This is a genomic window from Pseudomonas sp. SWI44 (assembly GCF_002947915.1).
GTDB classification, from domain to species: domain Bacteria; phylum Pseudomonadota; class Gammaproteobacteria; order Pseudomonadales; family Pseudomonadaceae; genus Aquipseudomonas; species Aquipseudomonas taiwanensis.
Genome location: NZ_CP026674.1, coordinates 5,038,861 through 5,056,933 on the forward strand (window position 1 = coordinate 5,038,861; position 18,073 = coordinate 5,056,933).

At 57.2% G+C, this 18,073-nt stretch carries 12 protein-coding genes; 8 read left to right on the forward strand and 4 right to left on the reverse strand.

The window, feature by feature from the left end; translation table 11 throughout:
• The first annotated feature begins 360 nt into the window (after positions 1 to 360).
• The 6 genes from C4Q26_RS23830 to C4Q26_RS23860 all read left to right on the forward strand — a co-directional run bounded on the left by C4Q26_RS23830 (position 361) and on the right by C4Q26_RS23860 (position 10,864).
• Complete coding sequence (locus C4Q26_RS23830) at positions 361 to 1,524, forward strand: MFS transporter (protein ID WP_256583316.1); 1,164 nt, start codon at positions 361 to 363, stop codon at positions 1,522 to 1,524.
• Between the two features lie 157 nt (positions 1,525 to 1,681).
• Positions 1,682 to 2,374: an aldo/keto reductase gene (locus C4Q26_RS23835; protein WP_104883683.1), complete on the forward strand. Its 693-nt coding sequence runs from the start codon at positions 1,682 to 1,684 to the stop codon at positions 2,372 to 2,374.
• Between the two features lie 995 nt (positions 2,375 to 3,369).
• Positions 3,370 to 4,530, forward strand: coding sequence for an ATP-binding protein (locus tag C4Q26_RS23845; RefSeq protein ID WP_104883684.1), 1,161 nt, complete (start codon positions 3,370 to 3,372; stop codon positions 4,528 to 4,530).
• Between the two features lies 1 nt (position 4,531).
• Complete coding sequence (locus tag C4Q26_RS23850; RefSeq protein WP_104883685.1) at positions 4,532 to 6,754, forward strand: hypothetical protein; 2,223 nt, start codon at positions 4,532 to 4,534, stop codon at positions 6,752 to 6,754.
• 247 nt (positions 6,755 to 7,001) lie between these two features.
• Positions 7,002 to 8,645 carry a dsDNA nuclease domain-containing protein gene (locus tag C4Q26_RS23855; protein WP_305888035.1) on the forward strand — a complete coding sequence of 548 codons (1,644 nt, stop codon included), beginning with the start codon at positions 7,002 to 7,004 and terminating at the stop codon, positions 8,643 to 8,645.
• Positions 8,642 to 10,864: a DEAD/DEAH box helicase gene (locus C4Q26_RS23860; RefSeq protein ID WP_104883686.1), complete on the forward strand. Its 2,223-nt coding sequence runs from the start codon at positions 8,642 to 8,644 to the stop codon at positions 10,862 to 10,864. The genes C4Q26_RS23855 and C4Q26_RS23860 overlap by 4 nt, the downstream gene beginning before the upstream one ends.
• A 103-nt stretch (positions 10,865 to 10,967) precedes the next feature.
• Here C4Q26_RS23860 and mobH read toward each other — a convergent pair whose 3' ends face one another.
• On the reverse strand, positions 10,968 to 12,701 hold the full coding sequence (mobH, locus tag C4Q26_RS23865; protein WP_104883687.1) for a MobH family relaxase: 1,734 nt from the start codon (positions 12,699 to 12,701) through the stop codon (positions 10,968 to 10,970).
• A gap of 221 nt (positions 12,702 to 12,922) precedes the next feature.
• Between mobH and C4Q26_RS23870 the strand changes: the two genes are divergently transcribed.
• Positions 12,923 to 13,117 carry a hypothetical protein gene (locus tag C4Q26_RS23870; RefSeq protein WP_104883688.1) on the forward strand — a complete coding sequence of 65 codons (195 nt, stop codon included), beginning with the start codon at positions 12,923 to 12,925 and terminating at the stop codon, positions 13,115 to 13,117.
• Between the two features lie 127 nt (positions 13,118 to 13,244).
• Complete coding sequence (locus C4Q26_RS23875; protein WP_104883689.1) at positions 13,245 to 13,610, forward strand: histone-like nucleoid-structuring protein, MvaT/MvaU family; 366 nt, start codon at positions 13,245 to 13,247, stop codon at positions 13,608 to 13,610.
• Positions 13,611 to 13,690: 80 nt separating this feature from the next.
• On the opposite strand, the gene C4Q26_RS23880 is transcribed toward C4Q26_RS23875, so the two are convergent.
• The 3 genes from C4Q26_RS23880 to C4Q26_RS23900 form a co-directional block, all read right to left on the reverse strand.
• Positions 13,691 to 14,629, reverse strand: coding sequence for an ArdC family protein (locus C4Q26_RS23880; protein WP_104883690.1), 939 nt, complete (start codon positions 14,627 to 14,629; stop codon positions 13,691 to 13,693).
• A 701-nt stretch (positions 14,630 to 15,330) separates the two neighbouring features.
• Positions 15,331 to 15,696 carry a DUF3085 domain-containing protein gene (locus C4Q26_RS23890; protein WP_104883692.1) on the reverse strand — a complete coding sequence of 122 codons (366 nt, stop codon included), beginning with the start codon at positions 15,694 to 15,696 and terminating at the stop codon, positions 15,331 to 15,333.
• Between the two features lie 833 nt (positions 15,697 to 16,529).
• Positions 16,530 to 18,068, reverse strand: coding sequence for a conjugal transfer protein TraG N-terminal domain-containing protein (locus C4Q26_RS23900; protein WP_104883694.1), 1,539 nt, complete (start codon positions 18,066 to 18,068; stop codon positions 16,530 to 16,532).
• Between the last annotated feature and the right edge of the window lie 5 nt (positions 18,069 to 18,073).

Here is an 18,073-nt window from a genome sequence, read left to right on the forward strand (position 1 = left end):
GATCGGTTATAGCGCGTTGCGCGGCATGATGGCATCAACCCCGAGGTGGATATTCGCAGCGCCGGGGTGGACGCCGCCGGGCCGTCAAGGCGCGGCGTGATTGCATAGTGCGTCCAGCAACAGCCGAACGGCAGTGCCTTTCCACCCGCCTGGGCAAATACGCCCGCGTGAGGCTCACCGCGCAGGCGCAAGGCAATCGCCTGTAGCCGGGTCTGTCCTTGAAATGCTTTTTTTTGGCCCCCCCCGACCTGTTGCGACCGCATGGCCAAACCCAGTATTTCAAGTGCACAACCCTGTGCCTGACGCCGGTTTTTGCCCTCGTGGTCGGCATAACCCACTCCAATGACGATGGACCGCCTCGTGATAAATCGAAAATTCTCTGCAGTAGGACTCGCCCTCGCCCTGTTCCTTGCAACGTTTGCGGTGAATCTGCAAGCACCTCTCTACGCTGTGTACGCCGCCGAAAGCCATGTCGGCACCACAGCGGTAACCGTCGCCTTCGCGGCTTACGTAGCGGGGCTGATGCCAACCTTGCTTTTGCTGGGCGGGCTGTCGGACAGGATTGGGCGGCGGATTCCAGTCTCGATTGCACTTCTTCTGGGGAGCGCCGCGACGGCGCTTCTGGTTATCAAACCATCATGGGAAAGCCTGGTCGTCGCCCGCTTGATGCTGGGGATCGGCACAGGTTTGGTCACCACCGCCGGGAATGCCTATATGGCAGAAATTCTCGGTGGTTCAGATCCTCGTGGCGCGGCACTTATTGTCACTTCCGCCACTACATTGGGTTTCGGTGGCGGCGCGCTGGCCACCAGTTTGAGCCTGTTTATGCAAGGTCAATCGCTGATGCCCTTGAGTTATGTGCTGCTGTTTATCAGCGCGCCTGTTCTGGCGGTCATCACATTGGCCATGACCAAGGTCGACAAGCCCAGCGTTGTGTCGTTGCTGCGCTTGCCCGTGTTTCCCCCAGGGACGTGGGTCTACGGGCTGGCGATGGTGCTGGCATGGTCGACCAGCGGCGTGGTGATCGCGGTGGTGCCGCTGCAGTTGCAGGCTATCGGTCTGGGCAGTTGGACCGGGATGGTGGTGTTCCTGGCGATTTTCACGGGATTTCTCTGCCAGCCATTCGCTCGCCGTATGAGCAACACCACTTCATTGGCGCTGGGTTTCCTGCTGATCCCCGCCGGCTTCATCACCATAGTGGTCGGCCTTGAATTCGGGTCTGTTGGCTGGGTTCTGATCGGCACCTGCCTGACCAGCGCAGCCAACTACGGTTTTACCTACTTGGGCTCGCTGCTTGAGGTGACGTCACTTGCCCCCGAAAACCGGGCGAGGGCCACAGCCGGGCTGTTCACCTACGCCTATGTGGGTTTTTCCATCCCAACCGTTGCGAGCGGTGTACTGGCCGATAAAGTAGGCTTGCTTCCTGCCATGACCGCTTTCGGCACCTGCCTGGTCGTTGGCACAGCATTGCTGGCATGGGTGTGGGGCAGAAAGAAAGTGCATCGTGCGCTGGTCGCTGCTTGAATTGAAACACGCGATGTATCGATAAAAGCCGAAAACGCGATGCGGCCTGGCCGATCGCGTTTTGACGCTCCCCCTTGTGCAGGTTTACTGTGCGGTAAAACCACCGTCCACCAGCAGCGAAGTACCGGCCGCTGGGTACCGGCATATCGATACGGCCATGAGTTACGGTAACGAAGCCGGGGTAGGCCGTGCGATCGCCGACAGCGACATTGCCCGGGAAAAGATCTTCATTACCACCAAGCTGTGGAACGCCGACCAAGGATTTGACAGCACCCTGCAAGCGTTCGACGCCAGCATGCGCCGGCTGGGTCTAGAAATCCTGGACCTGTACCTGATTCACTGGGCCATTCCGAAGAAAGCCGCGTATCGCGAGACCTGGAAAGCCTTTGTAAGGCTAAAGGAAGAAGGGCGGGTGCGCTCCATCGGCGTGTCCAACTTCAATGTCGAGCACCTGACGCACATTATCGGAGACACTGGCATTACTCCGTCAGTCAATCAGATCGAAATCCATCCGGATTTCAATCAGGTCGAGATGAGCCGCTGGTGTCATGAGCGAGGGATCGTGACCGCCTCGTGGAGCCCGTTAGGGCAGGGGGGCGAGCTGTTGCGATTGCCGCTGTTCTCCGAAATTGGCCAGCGCCACGGCAAAACTGCGGCTCAGGTGATTTTGCGCTGGCACCTGCAGAGTAGGCATGTGGCCATCCCGCGTTCGTCCGACGCGCAACGCATGGCAGAGAACCTGGACGTGTTCGATTTCGAGCTATGCGGCCGGGACATGGAAGCCATTGCCCGGGTCAAGCAGACCGCACGGCTGGGGCCTGACCCGGACACCATCGAAATGGGGCTCTAAACCCGGACGGGTTTTGCAAAGGGGTTAGCCGAGACCATGCTACGGCTAGCGAGGTGGGCCATGGCCTTTTCGGCAGTACGCCGTGATTCTAGGATGGCTGGGGAGTAGCCCAGCGAGTGGAGAACAGATAAGCGCAGTGGGGCTTCGCCTCACCGAACACCGTGATCACCCGAGCTAATGCGGTTCGATATCGGCGCGCATGTCCATCGGCTCGGTGGCCACCCAGATCGCATCGATGCGGATCATTGAAGCGACTACTGAATAAACTGCGCGCAGCCCTAAGGATCCGAGGATGGCCATTTCACCGGGCCACTTGCTCGGTCATAGGCAATAGGAACGATTGCCTTCACTTAAAATACGGGGCGACCATTGCCCTTAAGCTGGAGTTCGGAAGGTGACTTGGCCGGACGCTTACGGTTCGAATCCCTACGCTTCCGCCACTAATTTTCATCAAAGCCCTGATTTTTCAGGGCTTTTTTGTATCTAGACGTTTTTGGTCCCCCATCTGGTCCCCCACTTTTAGTTTGGCTTCCTCTGGTTTTCTGCGGATTTTGATGGACGGGCTACGTTCATAGGTGCGGCTGGTTCAAGCAAGCGAGGGGCATTTCAATAGCGGTTCAATATTGGAATATCGTTCACGCTTGAAGCGGTTTCGGTTCCATATCTGCATAATCGATGCCTGCTGACACTGGCCAGCTCGAGTGCAGGCCTGTAGCTCACACATACTGCGAACCCCGTTTCCGCCGACCCATCACCCCACACGACCATTGAAGCTCTAGCCATGGGCCTTGTGCTGTAACAAGCACTGAATTGATGAATAGCAGATTTGGATGATTCAGGTCGTCGCCTAATTTTTCTGTATCGCGTAGAGTCAGCCGCGTCTTCCGCGAGTGCTGCCCGTTCTGGCGCAGCTTTGGAGCAAAAAGTAGGTCATGGCATTGACTGCTCGAGTGAGTCGATAATGCTAGGTCAACGATGGAATGTGAGGGGCGTGAATGCAAATCAGCCGAAAGCTCAACATCTATGAGATCGAGGATCTTTACCAGTCGCACGGTACGGATCCCAACCTCAGGCTTCCTATCACCATGAGCCACGGTGGTGGGTTGGGCGTTGACGCGGCATTGGCTCAGTTCATCGTCACTTGGGCACGTGCGTGCGAAAAAACCGTCCTTCACCTGTACGCATCTGCTGGCGAAGACGCCATGACGCAAATCACGCAACTGGCCCAGACCGCTGCCGGCTTCTCCGCGTTGATCATGTGCAGTGAAGTTCATGCCCAGGATCACCAAGTCATCGATCGACGAGCAGCGCTGATCGCCATCAGGCCTTTGGTCGATGCGATGTTTGAAGGTGAGCTGCGATACACGGCGGGCACGCGTGGCGCCCGGCCCACAGTGATCAATCTGTTCAGCGTTAATCACGCCAAGCGTGAGTTCATCAAACCCTTTTACTTTGAGCATGCCAAGCCCAAGGTACAGCCAAAGTCCTGGTTCTCAACGCTGGTCGAGCAATCGTCGATGTTGATGAACGCACGGGGGGATCGGGGGACGCTACTCAAATCAGGCTTACCTGCGCTGGGCAGCGTGCTCTGGGAACTCATTTCAAACGCGGACCAGCACGCGGTCACGGATGTCGAAGGAGTCAAGTACAAGAAGGCGCTGCGCGGCACCTCCATCAAACTCAACCGAATGAGTCGTCAGGATGCGCTTGAGTATTCAGATAACGAGCCCGAACTGGCGCGTTTCATCCTGAGGCACTTCTTGAAAGCTGAGGTGTTGGACTTCCTGGAGATCTCGGTGATTGACAGTGGCCCGGGGCTGGCACGTCGTTGGCTGACAGCCAAGGAGATGCGGCCTGTGGAAAGCCTGGAGGCGCTGAGCCTTGAGGCTGAGCTGAAAGCCACCCTCGATTGTTTTAAGAAGCACGTCACCTCCAAGCCGCAGTCGCCGACCTCAGGCATGGGGCTGCATAATGCTGTCCAGGCACTCAACAAGCTCAAGGCGTTCGTTCGTGTCCGGACGGGGCGGCTTTCGTTGCATCAGGCATTTCAAGGAAGTGACGAGGTTATGGAGTTCGATCCGTCGATTCGATACGGTGGCCGGGTGCTGGCCGCTGTTGAAGGCACTGTCTTCACCATCTGCATTCCGGTGAACTGACATGTTCGATCTCATGGATTTTGAAGTCGAGTTGCGACCAGCCGGCAAGCCAGTTCATGTCGTGGTGTTCTTTACCGGCCCTGATTTGCTTACCGACACACAAGCAGCACACGCCTTGCAGCATCAGCTCGCTGGCTACGTCCTGCCTGACCTAGTGGTGTTCCTAATGCCAGGGTACACCCTCGACGAATTCCGCACTCATCAGGCGGACGCCACATCGCCCCTAATGGCGGAGCTCAGTCGCAAAGGCCCTGGGTCGCCTCGCACCTACGCGTGTGCATTTTACGATGTGAACGGCGCCATCACCGAGTACGTTCACATATCAGGCCCCAAGCAGCAGTTCGAGGCGCTCATCAAGGGCAACTCCGATGTCATTGCGAAGACTGGCCTGACACACCTCGTCGAGCGCTCGAAGGTGCTGAAAAAGGCGCCGGCAGGCTTCTTCTACTCAAAGCCGTCGTCTCGGGCCTCGAACTACTTCATCCGTTCGGAAGACTTGCTGTCCGAGAGCCTGCACGCCCACTACCTGGCGTTTGTCTGCCTGCCCTTCATTAAGAAAGCTACGAAAGATGGGATGGGGGTGCCCGACACCCTGTATCTGGACACGATCGCTTTGCTGCCCTTGGCAATGGCCATGCAGATGTTCTTGCTGCGGTTTGGGCAGTCTGGCTTTGCCAACATCCGGTCTTTCCATTCGCACGAAGGCCTCATCAAGGACGGGCCTCTACCCAAGGCGGTCTCGGCTCTGTGCCTCATCTCCGCGTCGACCCAGTGCGGCCTCGCGCAGCAATGGATTAAGGTGAATAGCGCTTCGCCCTCGCGCGTTGCGACCATCCTTTCGTTTGAGCGCTCATCGAAGTCCTGCTCGGTTTTGCATACGCTGAAGCAGCCCGAAGACTTCGAGATGCTAGGGGAGGGCGAAGCAGGTGGGATTCGTCTGATTCGGATCCATGGCGAGCGGTTCGTCGCCGAGCACAGCGAGACCAAGCTGCTGAATATCGGCACTGATCATGCGCCAGCCCTGCTGCAGTCCAAGTTCTACTCGTTCATGGGCGCCAACCTGTTCAGCTGCTTCGCCCATGACCGACCAGGACTGAGGCCTCGGACGGTATGCGTCGATAAAGACAATCTGGTGGCTGCCAGCGACTTTGGTGTGTGGTTTGACAGGGTACTGCTGGAGGAGGCTGTCGCGTCCACCCGCTGCATCATCCACGATGACGACGCGGCCAGTGAAGCGCTGGCCGATCGGGCGATCGCTTATCTTGCGACCTGTGGGGTCACAGTCGCGAACAAGGTGTCTTTCGATAAATTCAACCCCAACGTAGCTTTCGAAGGTTCAGTCATCGTCATTGCCGCTGCTGCCGAGCGCGGGTCGCGTCTGCAGAGCGTAAGTCGCCGTCTGCGTACTGCACAGCTATTGGGCACCCGGCTGTACATCACTGGTGCTCTCTTCGGTCGCAGCTATGTGCTGATGAAAGATTTGCAGAGCAACCTGACGCAGCCGGCCAAAGATCATAGCCGGTATGTTTTCAAGACCTTCATGGAAATCCCGGCAGCCGAGCTTGCCTGCACTAGCCATTGGGTCGAAGAGCAGCGACTGCTAGGTTCTCTATACTCGTTCGCGAACACCTTTTCGCCGGCCATCACTCAGCGCATGGAAGTATTTGACAACGCCGCCAAGGGTGGGCTTGGTCTGCACCCATTCTGGCCAAGTAGCCACACTGGTGATCCGATGACCCTGAGCCGTGGCTTTGCGTTTGTCGACGGCAAGAAAGATGTACGAGGATCGACGTCGACGGACATCTACCTCACCATCCTATGGATTCTGCAGAACGCCCGGTACAGCGATAAGGTGCAGAATGCCAAGCGACTGGAGTCCGGGGAGCTGCAGCAAGTATTGCTCTCGCCGGATGTGTTCTCGCGCTTTGACGATGGCGTAATCCAGGCCGCATTCTTGCGCGCTGCCGTGCCTGCGGAGCTGGACTACAGGGCTCACGAGACGCACAGCCTGTCGATGGCGGACATTATCCAACGCGTCGCCGCAGGGTATGGGCAAGAGCGCGGTGAGGCCGCCATGGAGTTCGTGATGGCATTGGCGATCGCGAAGATCCGCCTGCACAAGGACGTCGATAGCCGCCTGCGGGCTAGTCTGATCGAGATCCTGTCGCCGCACGTGCCGGAGATCCCTTATCTGCTGGATCCAGAGTGCGACTCTCCCTTGTGATCAATAAATGCGTAAATCGTTGGCTCCTGGCCGTCCGTTACCTGCAGGCCTAGATTTGCCAGTCATAGCCTAGCCCTCATAATGGCTGGGCTGGGCTTTCGAGTAGTCGAGTTGCAGGGCTGCTAGATTGGTGCGCCGGGAAGCTCGGCGACGTGGAGAAGGCGCGTCACTAGACTGCTGACTCACGCAGCATGCGTCAAAATGCCACCAATGATCTGGACGGAAGAGCGGGATTGCCATAAATTCCATGGCCAAAGCTGCCATGGACGTCGAGATGGAACCTAATGATGCCGGCGGAGTCGCTGCCAAGCACGGCTTCATCTTCCAGGATTGTGTCGCTGCCTACTACGTCACCCAGATGTTGCGGGACAAGACCATACAACGCGTTCGGTGCGAAGTCACCGATGACATCGATATTGTCTGCGATGATTTCGTTGAGTTCGTGCAGGTTAAAACCACTGCGAAGGCCCACTGGGCAAGAAGCGATCTCGTTGTCCTCGGTACAGGTGCCGGCAAGAAAAAGCTCGCCCGCAGCTCGATCCTACATAAGTCCATGGACTGTGAACCCAAGCTCGCGGTTCCAAGGAAATTCAGGATCGTCACGGAGCATCCTGTCAACGTCACCCTCGACTACCTACTCATCAACCGTGATGAGCGTGACGGAAAACCCGGGCGCGATGAGCTGGTCGACTACCTGAATACCAGAACCTCAAATTATGTCGCTGCCAGCGGGGTGGACGTGGCGGCGTGGGTTGACGCTGCGTGCTGGGAAGTCTTCCGAACCATGCGCGAGATTGAGCTGCTGGGCATCCGGAACATCCGGCTGGCTTCGTATGACCTTCACGGCGTCATCTTGAGCACTGAAGCCGCAGCGGAGGACATTTGGCGTGGCATACTGGACGCAGTCACTCGTAAGGGTGCTATGTCTCGAAGAATCCACTCAGTTGACAATAAATCCTACCTTCGCTCCGATTTGAACGCCTGGTTCCTGGGGCATGTGGAGGAAGATCAGAAGCGCGCGGGTCGCAAGGTTTACGTCAAACGGCCTCTTCCTCATATCCTGGTTCCGTTCCGCAACGCGCTGGCCACTCCGTGCGCCAAGCGCAATGGTCGCGTCCTGCACCAGCAGTACAGCCTGAAGCGTTACCGCTACAAGCACATCGTCGACAACGTATGCAAATGGCTGGATGAGGTTTTCCTCCGTCCCAACGAGCTGGCAGACATCCACAAGCTCTCGATTGTCGAGCAGGGGCAGCGTCTTAAGAAAATGGTGTTCGCCTCCATTGCAGACGTCCGCTCCTTCCTTGGGCGGGTGCTTCTTCATGCCACGATCCGACAGATGCATGCCAGCCAGCCCATCCCATGCTTGCTTTATCTCCAAGGCAAGGATGAAGAAAAGATCCTTGAAAACGTCCATATCGTTCGCCGAGACCCAGAAGGGGATCAGCTCTGGGTCGGTTTCAGTGAGCTTGTGACCGCAGCCAACATCACCACGCGGCTGCCTGAGATCCGCGAACAGCTCTACGAAGAGATCGGCAAGTGTTTCGGCGAGGCTCGGGGCAAAATACTCGACATCAAGGATGACGACTATCTACTGTCCCACGACATTGATGCCATCCTGGACGAGAGCCACCCGTTCGACGCCCACTTGGATCGGTTCCGGTTTGTACTGTTCATTGGGTACGACTCGACGCTGCTCACTGATCCCGAAACACCGGGGCATGAGGATCATCTGGAGCAAGAAACGGCAGCTCTCTTCGAAGCTTTTGTCGATGACTTGGAACACGACCCAACGTTCGCAGAGCTCACAATCGACGTGTTCATCTACCCAGCTCCGAGTTTGGAGACGTTGACCCAGTTGGTCGACAAGAAGGTCAGGGAGGCCGTGTGACCGAAGTTTACGATGCAGCAAAACTGAGCTTGGGCAGTGATGGGTTCTCAGCGTTCCGCTACCTAGCAGCGGTCAACTCCCTCCTGTCCAACCCAGTCTCCACCTCCCTGGGTAGAGACCTAACAATTCGGGCTCTCGATGCCCGAGAGAAATTTACCGACCACGCTGGCATTGTGCGCAACATGGTCAGGAAGGCTGGGCTGTTCCCTTATCTCAAGAAAGAGTTTTCTGAGCTGTCCCAAGGTGACCGGATTGCTCTGGACGTGTACCGAACGCCGTTCTCGGAAGATTTCGTCTTTCATTCGATGCAGTTTCGGATCTTCGACCTGCTCAAGGCTGGCCGCAACGTCGTGCTCAGTGCCCCCACCAGCATGGGCAAGAGTGCCATCGTCGACTCGCTCCTCGGGCTCGGTCGTTTCAATCGGGTCGTCCTGGTGGTACCCACGGTCGCTCTGGCTGACGAGACGCGCAGACGTCTTCAGGAGCGCTTTGGTGAGGTCTATCAGATCATCCACCACAGCTCTCAAGAGTGCCGCAGCGAGAGGGTCGTGTACGTCCTGACCCAGGAGCGGGTCAACGAGCGGGATGACATCAAGGCCATCGACCTTTTCGTTATCGACGAATTCTACAAGCTGGCCTTCCAGCAGCTTAAAAACGGCACCACCGACTTCAAAGACGAGCGTGTCATTGAGCTGAACATCGCGCTTAGCAAGTTGCTCAAGGTGTCCAAGCAGTTCTACCTCACAGGGCCCTTCATCAACAGCATCCGGGGTCTGACGGAGCTGGGGTACGACCACACGTTCATCTCCGCCGATTTCAACACCGTGGCGGTTGATGTGCAGACGTTCGGTGTGGATGCCAATGATGACGAAGGCAAGCTGGCGATGTTGGCAACTATTGCCCCCCAGTGCGAAGGCGCCACGATCATCTACTGCAAGTCGTCCAGCGTTGCTGGCAAGGTAGCCCGCGAACTTGTCCGGCTTGGCTATGGCCAGCCGTTCCAGAGTGAGCATATTGACTGGGTTGCCGAGGAGTTTGACCCGGAGTGGGACTACACCTACGCCCTCAGGAACGGCATTGGCCTGCATTTTGGCGGTCTCCCCAGGGCGCTGCAGCAGTACACCGCCGACCGCTTCAATGCCGGTGACCTTCGGTTCTTACTGTGCACCGCCACCATCATTGAGGGGGTGAACACGATTGCGAAGAACGTTGTCATTTACGACAACCGTAACGGCACCCGGGGGATCGACAAATTCACCCATGGTAACATCAAGGGCCGTGCGGGCCGGATGGGCATCCATTTCGTAGGCAAAGTCTTCTGCCTGGAAGATGTTCCGGAAGACAACCTGAATCAGGAGGTCGATGTGCCTCTGGGGATTCAGGACGCGGACACGCCCCTCAATCTGCTTGCCAGCGCACAGCCTGATCATTTGTTCGAATACTCCCAGGACAGGTTTGAAGCTGCATTCGCGCAGGATCGTTTTTCCATCGACCTGGTCAAGAAGCACTCTTACTTCAGGATGGAACAGTTCGAGCAGCTCTACAGCATGGTAGAGATGCTCATCGACGACGACTTCGAGTCCCTCCTGTTCCATTGGTCGCCAGCGCCAGGCTTTCTGACCACCTTGGCCACGATTTGCAGCAAGCTCGTGCCTAGGGCGTTTTCCACGAATGGGCTGCAGACCAAAACCCCCGACAACATCTTGGCCAAGCTGACGAACTATCAGAAAGCAGAGAGTTACTCGGACTACCTGAAAGGCCAAATCGAATACACCAAACAGCGGATCAAGGATGATGAAAAGCGGGTTAGGACGGGGCAAAAACGGAATAAAGCTGATGAGAAGCTGACCCTTTCTAGCGGGCTCAACAACGACCTGAAGCTGGTGAGCAACACCTTCGGCTACACCATTCCCAAGGTGCTGGGACTGCTGGAGGACGTGGTTCGCTTGCACGCGACCAAGAAGGGCATCCGCAGCACGATTGACTACAGCTACGTCAGGATGGGCTTCGAGAACCTTCATCTGCCGCCAGGTGTGAATGCCCTAGAAGAGATTGGGATCCCCATCCAAACGCTGCACCGCATGTCTGAGTTGCTGGAGTTCCCAGAAGGTGCCGGCGTGGATGAGCTGGCAGACTATCTCCGGCAGCACGAGCAGGCCTGGGGGCTTATGGGGTTCGTCGACAAGAGCTTCGTCAGGCGTGCGCTGAGTAATGCTTGAGATAAATTGTCAGTGTAATTTTTAGGCTGGGTACCATTGAGTGTGTAAAACTGCATCCAGGGAATCTTAAATTATGCAGATGTAATCCTCACACCGGTCGGTTTCATATCTTGTTAACGGTTGATCGGTCCAGCGATAGGAATGGATTATCAGCTGTAGGGATGCCGACCGCGCTATTGACTTCACGTAGTAGGTAACCGTTGAGCGAACTGGTTTTGCGTGGGCCTTGTACTTTACAGGCCCATATATTCAGGCCGTTGGGTGTTTTCTGATGTATGTCCAACTTCTCAAATTCACGTTGAACACGCCGCCACATATCGATGCTGTTACCCGCTCTTACGTTTCCTGTTTGCTCTGTAACGTAGCGTTGGAAAATGCCCGGAGTGACCAGGAATAAGGTGCCTTTCACGGTGTGAATCTTGGCCTTGCTGTCGTTGATCAATAATCGGTGACTGTGGATTCCTTTGTACAACCACTCAATGAATTTCTCTCCCACGGTAGCGCTGGAGGGAGCAGTTGCTAATTCCAGTCCTCCCTTTCTCGGTTCAATCTCGTCGTTCGACTCTTCCAGCATGTCCATCAATTCGTCGAGGTAATCGAATTCCTGATCTCGCAGCACGGCTCCGGGTTGCTTGGCTTCTGGTGTTACTGGCGGCCGATCTTGAGATGGCTCGCTGGTTTCACCGGTCGGCAGGGTACCGTCTATCATCGGCTCAACCTTGCCACTAAAGCAGTCTGGCCTGGGCTCATTGGCCCAGATAAGGTTTGGCTGCAGGCGGAGGAAAGTAAAACGCTGTACCCATTCACCATCGGTGACGGTGGCGCGCCATACCGCTTTGCCCTCTGGTGTCGTGTCCACCAATCCATGTGACTGCAGCTCATCGAACAAGGCGATGTTTGAGGAGGGGATTCCGTCGACCGCCTGAGCCAGCAGGTAGGCTCGCAATTTGTCGGTGGCGGTCTTGCTGACCAGCCACAGATGATCCTTGGTGAGCCAGCCGGCCGCACCGGGCTGGTTGAGTTTGAACTCATTTTTGATCAAGTGGCGCAGGCCCATAAGCAGATGGTGCTGCAGTGAGTGTTTAGGTGCCAGCAGGGCCTTTGTCGGGTTGGCACCGATGTTTTGCGCGGTAGATACCCGATCAGCTTGCAGCACCAGTTCCCCGAGGGTGCCAGCATGCTCGTAGTGGTTGGCGAGTAGGAAGAGCAGGTGGCCCCATAAGACCGGGTAGTGGCTAAGCCAGTCGAGCAGACGGGGCGCCAAAATTTGCGTGTACAGCAGTCCCGTAGCGGCGCCGTGCAGTTGGTAGTCGCGACCGGCCACGTAGCGAAAGCGGTAGGGCTGGTTCAATGGACCGTGCCAGGGATGCCACACCTCGCCATTCTGATACTCCACCTGCAGGTCGACGGCAATCTTGCCAATGTCGTGGAGCAGGGCGCCGTAGGCAATCGCCGCACTCCAGGCGTCGGCCTGCGCGGTCTGGTCTTCCGGTGCGGCGCCGCTGGGTAGCAGGTACGACTGGCGCAACTTCAGGCTGTAGACCACCAGTTCCAGGCCATGGTCCAGCATGCCGCCCGGATAGGCATGGTGGTGGCTTTCGCTGGCGGGGAGTTGCTGCACATAGCTGGCGTAACGGCGGATCGGTTCGAGGTAGAGATGATCGAACTGAGGCTGAGAGAGCGCCGTGTATTGCCAGATGCGCTCCAGCAGTTTTTTCCGGTGGTCGGCACAGAGCAGGGAGTCCGCGGGGAGGGGGATGAGAAACCCATCGGGCGCAGGAGGGAGCGTGGGCTCCGCGGCATTGCCTTTTTGATGTTTGAACCACCAGCGCTTCATCGGGCTACCTACCTTGCATTCAGAGGGTCCTTTTGCCTTTTCGGATAGAGCTCTTACCCTTGCGCGCCCTTCCATTGCCGCCGTTACCCTTTACCCTCTTGGTCCTTTTCGCGAACGCGCAAATCCGAAGCTAGGTGCATCGGGATAGTCGTTGAATCGGAATGGCCTGTCCTTTTCCCGGGGAGTAGACTGTCCGGCATCATATGGGGGCAGGTGGCCTGATGACGTTGAGCGATGCCGTTTTGATCGTGCTACTGGCCGACCGGATTCATGGTACGGATGCTGCCATTCGATCCGCCGCCAAGCGCTGCGCAAAAAAACTGCCACGCAGTCAGCGCGATATGCTGTTCAAGATCGGCAACAGTCCTGCGCCTCGAGAACTAGTGGGTCATCTCTGCCAGTTCTTGGCGGACTGAGCAGTCACATAAATGTGTGGGATTTGAGGTTTAAAAAGTTAGCGGGAAGTGAGAATAAACTCTCGGCTAGTATTTGAGAACTCAGGTACTATCTGCTCACATGTCTCAACCGTAGGAAAGATTTCAAATGTCCAAACTTGCCGAATTTAAAGCACTGGAAGCGCAACTGGCCGCACAACTTCAACAGCTGGACGCGATGAAAAACGACTCTGGCTTGAAGCAGGAAATCGAGTTTGAACAAAAGCTCAAGGCCTTGCTGGAAGAGTACGGCATGAACCTGCGCCAGGTAATCACCATTCTGGACCCGTCCAAGGGCGTGAGCGTGAGTGCCGCGACCGCTTCCACCAGCGCTCAGCGCAAGCCACGTGAGGTCAAACGCTACAAGAACCCACACAGCGGCGAAATTGTGGAAACCAAGGGCGGCAACCACAAGATTCTGAAGCAGTGGAAGCAGGAGCACGGCTCGGCTACCGTCGAGGGCTGGCTGCAGTAATCGAGTGCTCAGACGCAGCGGCGGATGCCCGACAATGGGCAAAATAAAGGCCCCGCTCATGGGGCCTTTTTGCTGAAGTGTCACGCTGTTAGTTGTTCAGTCGTTTCAATGGCCTGATCGGACTGTAGCGCCAACAGGTATTCGGACGCCTCACGGGCCTGGCCGCTGGCGCGGAAAATCGCCCGCTTGTCTTCCTTGAGGATTTTCAGCCAGGAGGCCAGGTACTCCTCGTGACGCAGCTCACCCTGGGTGCCGGTCAGCGCACAGAGAAATGCAGCGCCCATCTCCGCAACCAACTCCTCGAAAGCGTACGCTGCGGAGCCGAACGCATGCCCCCCGGTGATGCCCTCGCGGTTCAGACGCGAACGGTGACCCGACCAGTGTGTCAGTTCATGCAGAGCCGTCGCATAGTAGCTTCCGACGTCCTCGAACTGAGCCTTGGTGGGCAACTGGATGAGATCACGTACTGGCTGATAAAACGCGTCATCGCCATAGCGATGCTCGATTCGGGCGCCACTGGCGACCAGCAGTCGCTCGGCGGGGGCATGATCGATGAAGGCTGCTTGTGCGTCGTTTTCGTCGCGACTTGGCTCTTCGTCAGGCAAGCCCTCGGTCTGCTCGATGTTGAACAGGCAATGCGTCCGTAGAAGCGCGAACTGCACCATCTTGATGTTGCCCTGTTCATCACGAACGACCTGACCGTCCTCGTCATGCGCTTCCTTGCTCATGGGTTTGTACAGCACCGCGAGGGTCGATTGCTCGCCCTTGCGCACATGGCCACCGGCCTTGCGCGCCTGGTTGAAGGTGAGCCAACGATCCTCGCGGAAACCGCGCAGACGGGCCTCGGCCCACAACAGCGGAATGTTGATGCCAGCGTAAGGGCGCCGGGTGATGGCGTTGATGGGAAAAGGCGAGTCAGCATGCAAGCCTGTGGTGGTCCAGGGTTTGATCCACGGGATCACACCTTGACTCAGGGCGCTGACGATCTTGTTGGTGACGTCCAGGTAGATATCGGACATGACGTTCTCCGTTGTGAAGGGGAACGCCGCCCGACCGGGAAGTGTTCCCGGGTGGGGTGAAAGGGGCAGTGGATGGGCTGGTGGGGTCAGAGAGCGGCGATGTCTACCGTGATCTCATCGGCCAGCCGGATGAATAGGAAAGCCGGGCCGCTGCGTGGAGTGATGCGAGCCAGCTGTAACTGTGGTGGGACGGACGCAGGTGATGTGTTTTCGCGCTGCGGAGAATGGCACTTCAGCTCGACCGGGCACTGCACAGTACGGGGTGCTGAGGTCAGGACGCTGTCGAGCAGGGCCGCCAAGCGCTGTGCTGATTGCCTAGCGGAGTCGTTGTCTGTGGCGGCTCCAACGAGCTGTCGCCATACGCCTGGGCTCAGTACCACGGCGGTGGAGAAGGGGCTGTTCCTGGACATTGGAACCTCCGGGCAGCGGATTCTGCGATCCCTCAGCAGGGCTTTTGTGTGGATCTGCTCGCTACGCAGCGAGCAGGGATCGTGCGTGTATTAAAACGCTCTCGGAGGGGAGGTCAATCTCCAATCCGCAACCCACATAGGCGCGTCTGTCCAGAGCGTTCCAAGGAGGACAATCGACCTCAAGTGCCTGACCAACGGCACTCTTCAATCCTTCGCAATGTGGTGCGAAATACGTCCAGAGGGGCTCCGTTGCGAGGGGCTTCTGGACGTGGGTAAAGCCTGCAGCAGCCTTCAAGATTTTCCCTCAGGGTTAACCTCAGCGGCCAAGTACACGTGGGTGGAAGTGGCTTCAATCACCAGTGATCCTGCTGTCCCGCGAAGACTGGCCAGGACAGGATCATCAATGTCGAAGTACTCGGCGAAATCATCGCCACCAAATTCGTCCTGAGCGCGATTCCACCAGGAATCGAAGTCGTCGACGTCAGGGTTGCAGCCGGTGGCGTAGGCCACGCGTTTGCGGCCGCCCCCATCCGGTTTGTTCTCGCCGACCTCTGACATGAGGTAGACACCGTGGTCCTTGACCAAAATGATCCTGCAGCCATTGATAGCGGCCTCGGCCAACACGGCATGAAGTTCAGTGCCTGTGAAACGCAGCATGGTGAGATTCTCCAGAGGGTGCGGAGGAATGCCACCCGTGCGGGGGAATTCCCAGCACTGGAATGGATTGAGTGAGGTCGCGTCAAAGACGCAGGCTCGGTGAGCCAGAGGATTAGAGAGCGTTCATCACCGTGGAAGCGGTAACCATGCGAGCTGCCGAACGCGAATCGCATTTGGGGATAACCATCACCGGAGTGACGTAGCCTTGAAGGTTAAGGCTACCTGGGGCGCTGGAAAACCAGCGATTGCACAGTTGGTTTATCAAGCGGATGGGCATCGCGTCAATGGTGATTTTCATTCGAAAGGCGTACTTCGATCCATGCAGTGCCACTGGCGATGATTAGCGTAACTCACGCGATCAACGGTCATGGAAAACTGCGGGAGAGGAGTAAGCTAAAGCTTGGATCCAAATTTCCTGTAGCGGTTTGGCCACGAATCTGGAGAAGGAAACGGAGGGTAATAAATGACAACTCCATCGTCTTTAACGTCCAACCGTACTCCTTTCGGCAAATATTTGATTCGTGTCGCAGGCCGTGCGGGTCGCCTAGTGAATCAGCTTGAAGCCAGAGTTATGCACTCCCCGATTTTGACGTCCGTCCCGTTCAGGTATCGGCGAGTCAGTATGCAGGTTTTCAAGTTGATCCTCTTGCTTGCTGTGGCATCCATAGCGATTTTCCTGGCTATTGGAGTGCTGGCTGTGTGGGCCATTGCGGCACTGCCCATTTCGGCGTCCAATGAGGATGAAGAACCCGGTGTGCACGAGGTAAGTCATCCTCAACATCAAAGCAAATATCCAGAGTTATACGACGACCACGGCTCGCTCAGATAGCACACTACTTCAATTTGCGAATACCCCCCATGACTTGAGAGGACCCTTTCCCTGCTTGGGTCTGAGCAGCCTCAGTACCTCTTGTCAGTAGAGTTTGGATACCACTCCCCACGTTATATCCCGCCCAACTCATTGCACCGATAAAAAACATTGGCAGTAAAAGAAACATTGCACCCATCACGTACTCGATCACCTGCGCGGTGACTGTCCCATCCATGAGCCCTGCAGTAGGTAATGACAACAGCGCCTGATCCGTGGCTGAGACTCGGTGGTACAGCGTGTCCAGCATGCTTGAGTCGATCCAGCGTGCGAGCTCCCACCAGAATGTCAGCATGTGCAGGGTGAACAGTGCAAAGGTGATCGTCATCAGCGCCTTGAGCTGGTAGGTGCTGATCAGCAGCACCAGCGGCAGGCTGATGATTGTGCCCATGATCAGAAAGGCCTGAACCATCGGCAGTGCCGCGCGCAGCGCATTCATCGCCGGGAAATTGCTGAACGAACCCAGGGCCAGGCCGGTGTTGGTGGCGAGGTTGTTGAGCCCTTGCGTCAATGAACCACCTCGGGCACTGCTGCCATAGTCCTGGAATACTTGCCCGGGTGCCATGCTCAACGATTGCTGCCTTGGGCTCACCAGTTCACGCAGGGTGGCGTCTTCGATCTCGGTGGTAGTCCGCCCGGTCAGCCAACCGCGCAGTTGGGTGAGCAGGTTTGGATCGACCTTGGCAACCAGACGATCACGCAACCCGACCGTGGCATCGCTCCACCATTGCTTGCAGGTAGGGAAGCCCGCGCCGTTGTCCAACCGGGGCAGCGAGGTATCCCGCATCTCGTCGTACGGCCAATCGACCCTGGGTGTGCGCGAGCGATCCGTGTCGTAGTAACCCGGCGTGTCGAGCAGGTACGAAGAGCCGATCCAGGACGTATCGTAGCTCTGCGATTCGTCTAGCTCGGGGCGATTGGTAAACAGCCGCGAGCGTGAAAAGCCGTAGCAGTCGCGGGTGAAGTCGGCGACTTCCTGGAGCAGCACCTGGTCGTTGATCCGCGAGCTGTCGATCTCCATGCGCATTGCGCGAATGTCGGGTGCACAGGGAATCGACGCGGTGGCCGCGGCCGTGATGCCTTTGCTCATGGCATGCACCAGATACCACCACACCGGCACATTCGCTGACTTCTCGCCGATGGTGTTGAACGTCGTGCCCCAGGCCGTGTCGGCGGGCTTGGCCATCGACACACCACAGCGCTGGCTCGCCGCATCATCGAAGGTCACCGAGGACAGGTTCAACGGGAAGAACGGCATGCAGCCAAACAGGATGACCACGTAGCTCATCCACAACCGGTTCTCGACGCGGGGGATCGACAGTAATCCCTTGTTACCCTCGTCGGCACCCTGTTGGCGGGCCGATAACCATTCCTGCAGGATGATTGCGCCAAACGGTGCGGCGAATAGCCCCGTGTCTGCCAGCGTGTTCCAGATGCCGTTGTTGATGATCCAGGCCAGCAGCGACAGGTAGTACTCAAGGTAGCTGTTGGTGCTCATGTTCATGGCTG

Coding starts and splice junctions, on each gene's coding strand:
- C4Q26_RS23835 (WP_104883683.1), top strand. CDS start 1,682: ATGAGTTACGGTAACGAAGCCGGGGTAGGCCGTGCGATCGCCGACAGC.
- C4Q26_RS23845 (WP_104883684.1), top strand. CDS start 3,370: ATGCAAATCAGCCGAAAGCTCAACATCTATGAGATCGAGGATCTTTAC.
- C4Q26_RS23850 (WP_104883685.1), top strand. CDS start 4,532: ATGTTCGATCTCATGGATTTTGAAGTCGAGTTGCGACCAGCCGGCAAG.
- C4Q26_RS23855 (WP_305888035.1), top strand. CDS start 7,002: ATGGCCAAAGCTGCCATGGACGTCGAGATGGAACCTAATGATGCCGGC.
- mobH (WP_104883687.1), bottom strand. CDS start 12,701: ATGAAGCGCTGGTGGTTCAAACATCAAAAAGGCAATGCCGCGGAGCCC.
- C4Q26_RS23870 (WP_104883688.1), top strand. CDS start 12,923: ATGACGTTGAGCGATGCCGTTTTGATCGTGCTACTGGCCGACCGGATT.
- C4Q26_RS23875 (WP_104883689.1), top strand. CDS start 13,245: ATGTCCAAACTTGCCGAATTTAAAGCACTGGAAGCGCAACTGGCCGCA.
- C4Q26_RS23880 (WP_104883690.1), bottom strand. CDS start 14,629: ATGTCCGATATCTACCTGGACGTCACCAACAAGATCGTCAGCGCCCTG.
- C4Q26_RS23890 (WP_104883692.1), bottom strand. CDS start 15,696: ATGCTGCGTTTCACAGGCACTGAACTTCATGCCGTGTTGGCCGAGGCC.
- C4Q26_RS23900 (WP_104883694.1), bottom strand. CDS start 18,068: ATGAACATGAGCACCAACAGCTACCTTGAGTACTACCTGTCGCTGCTG.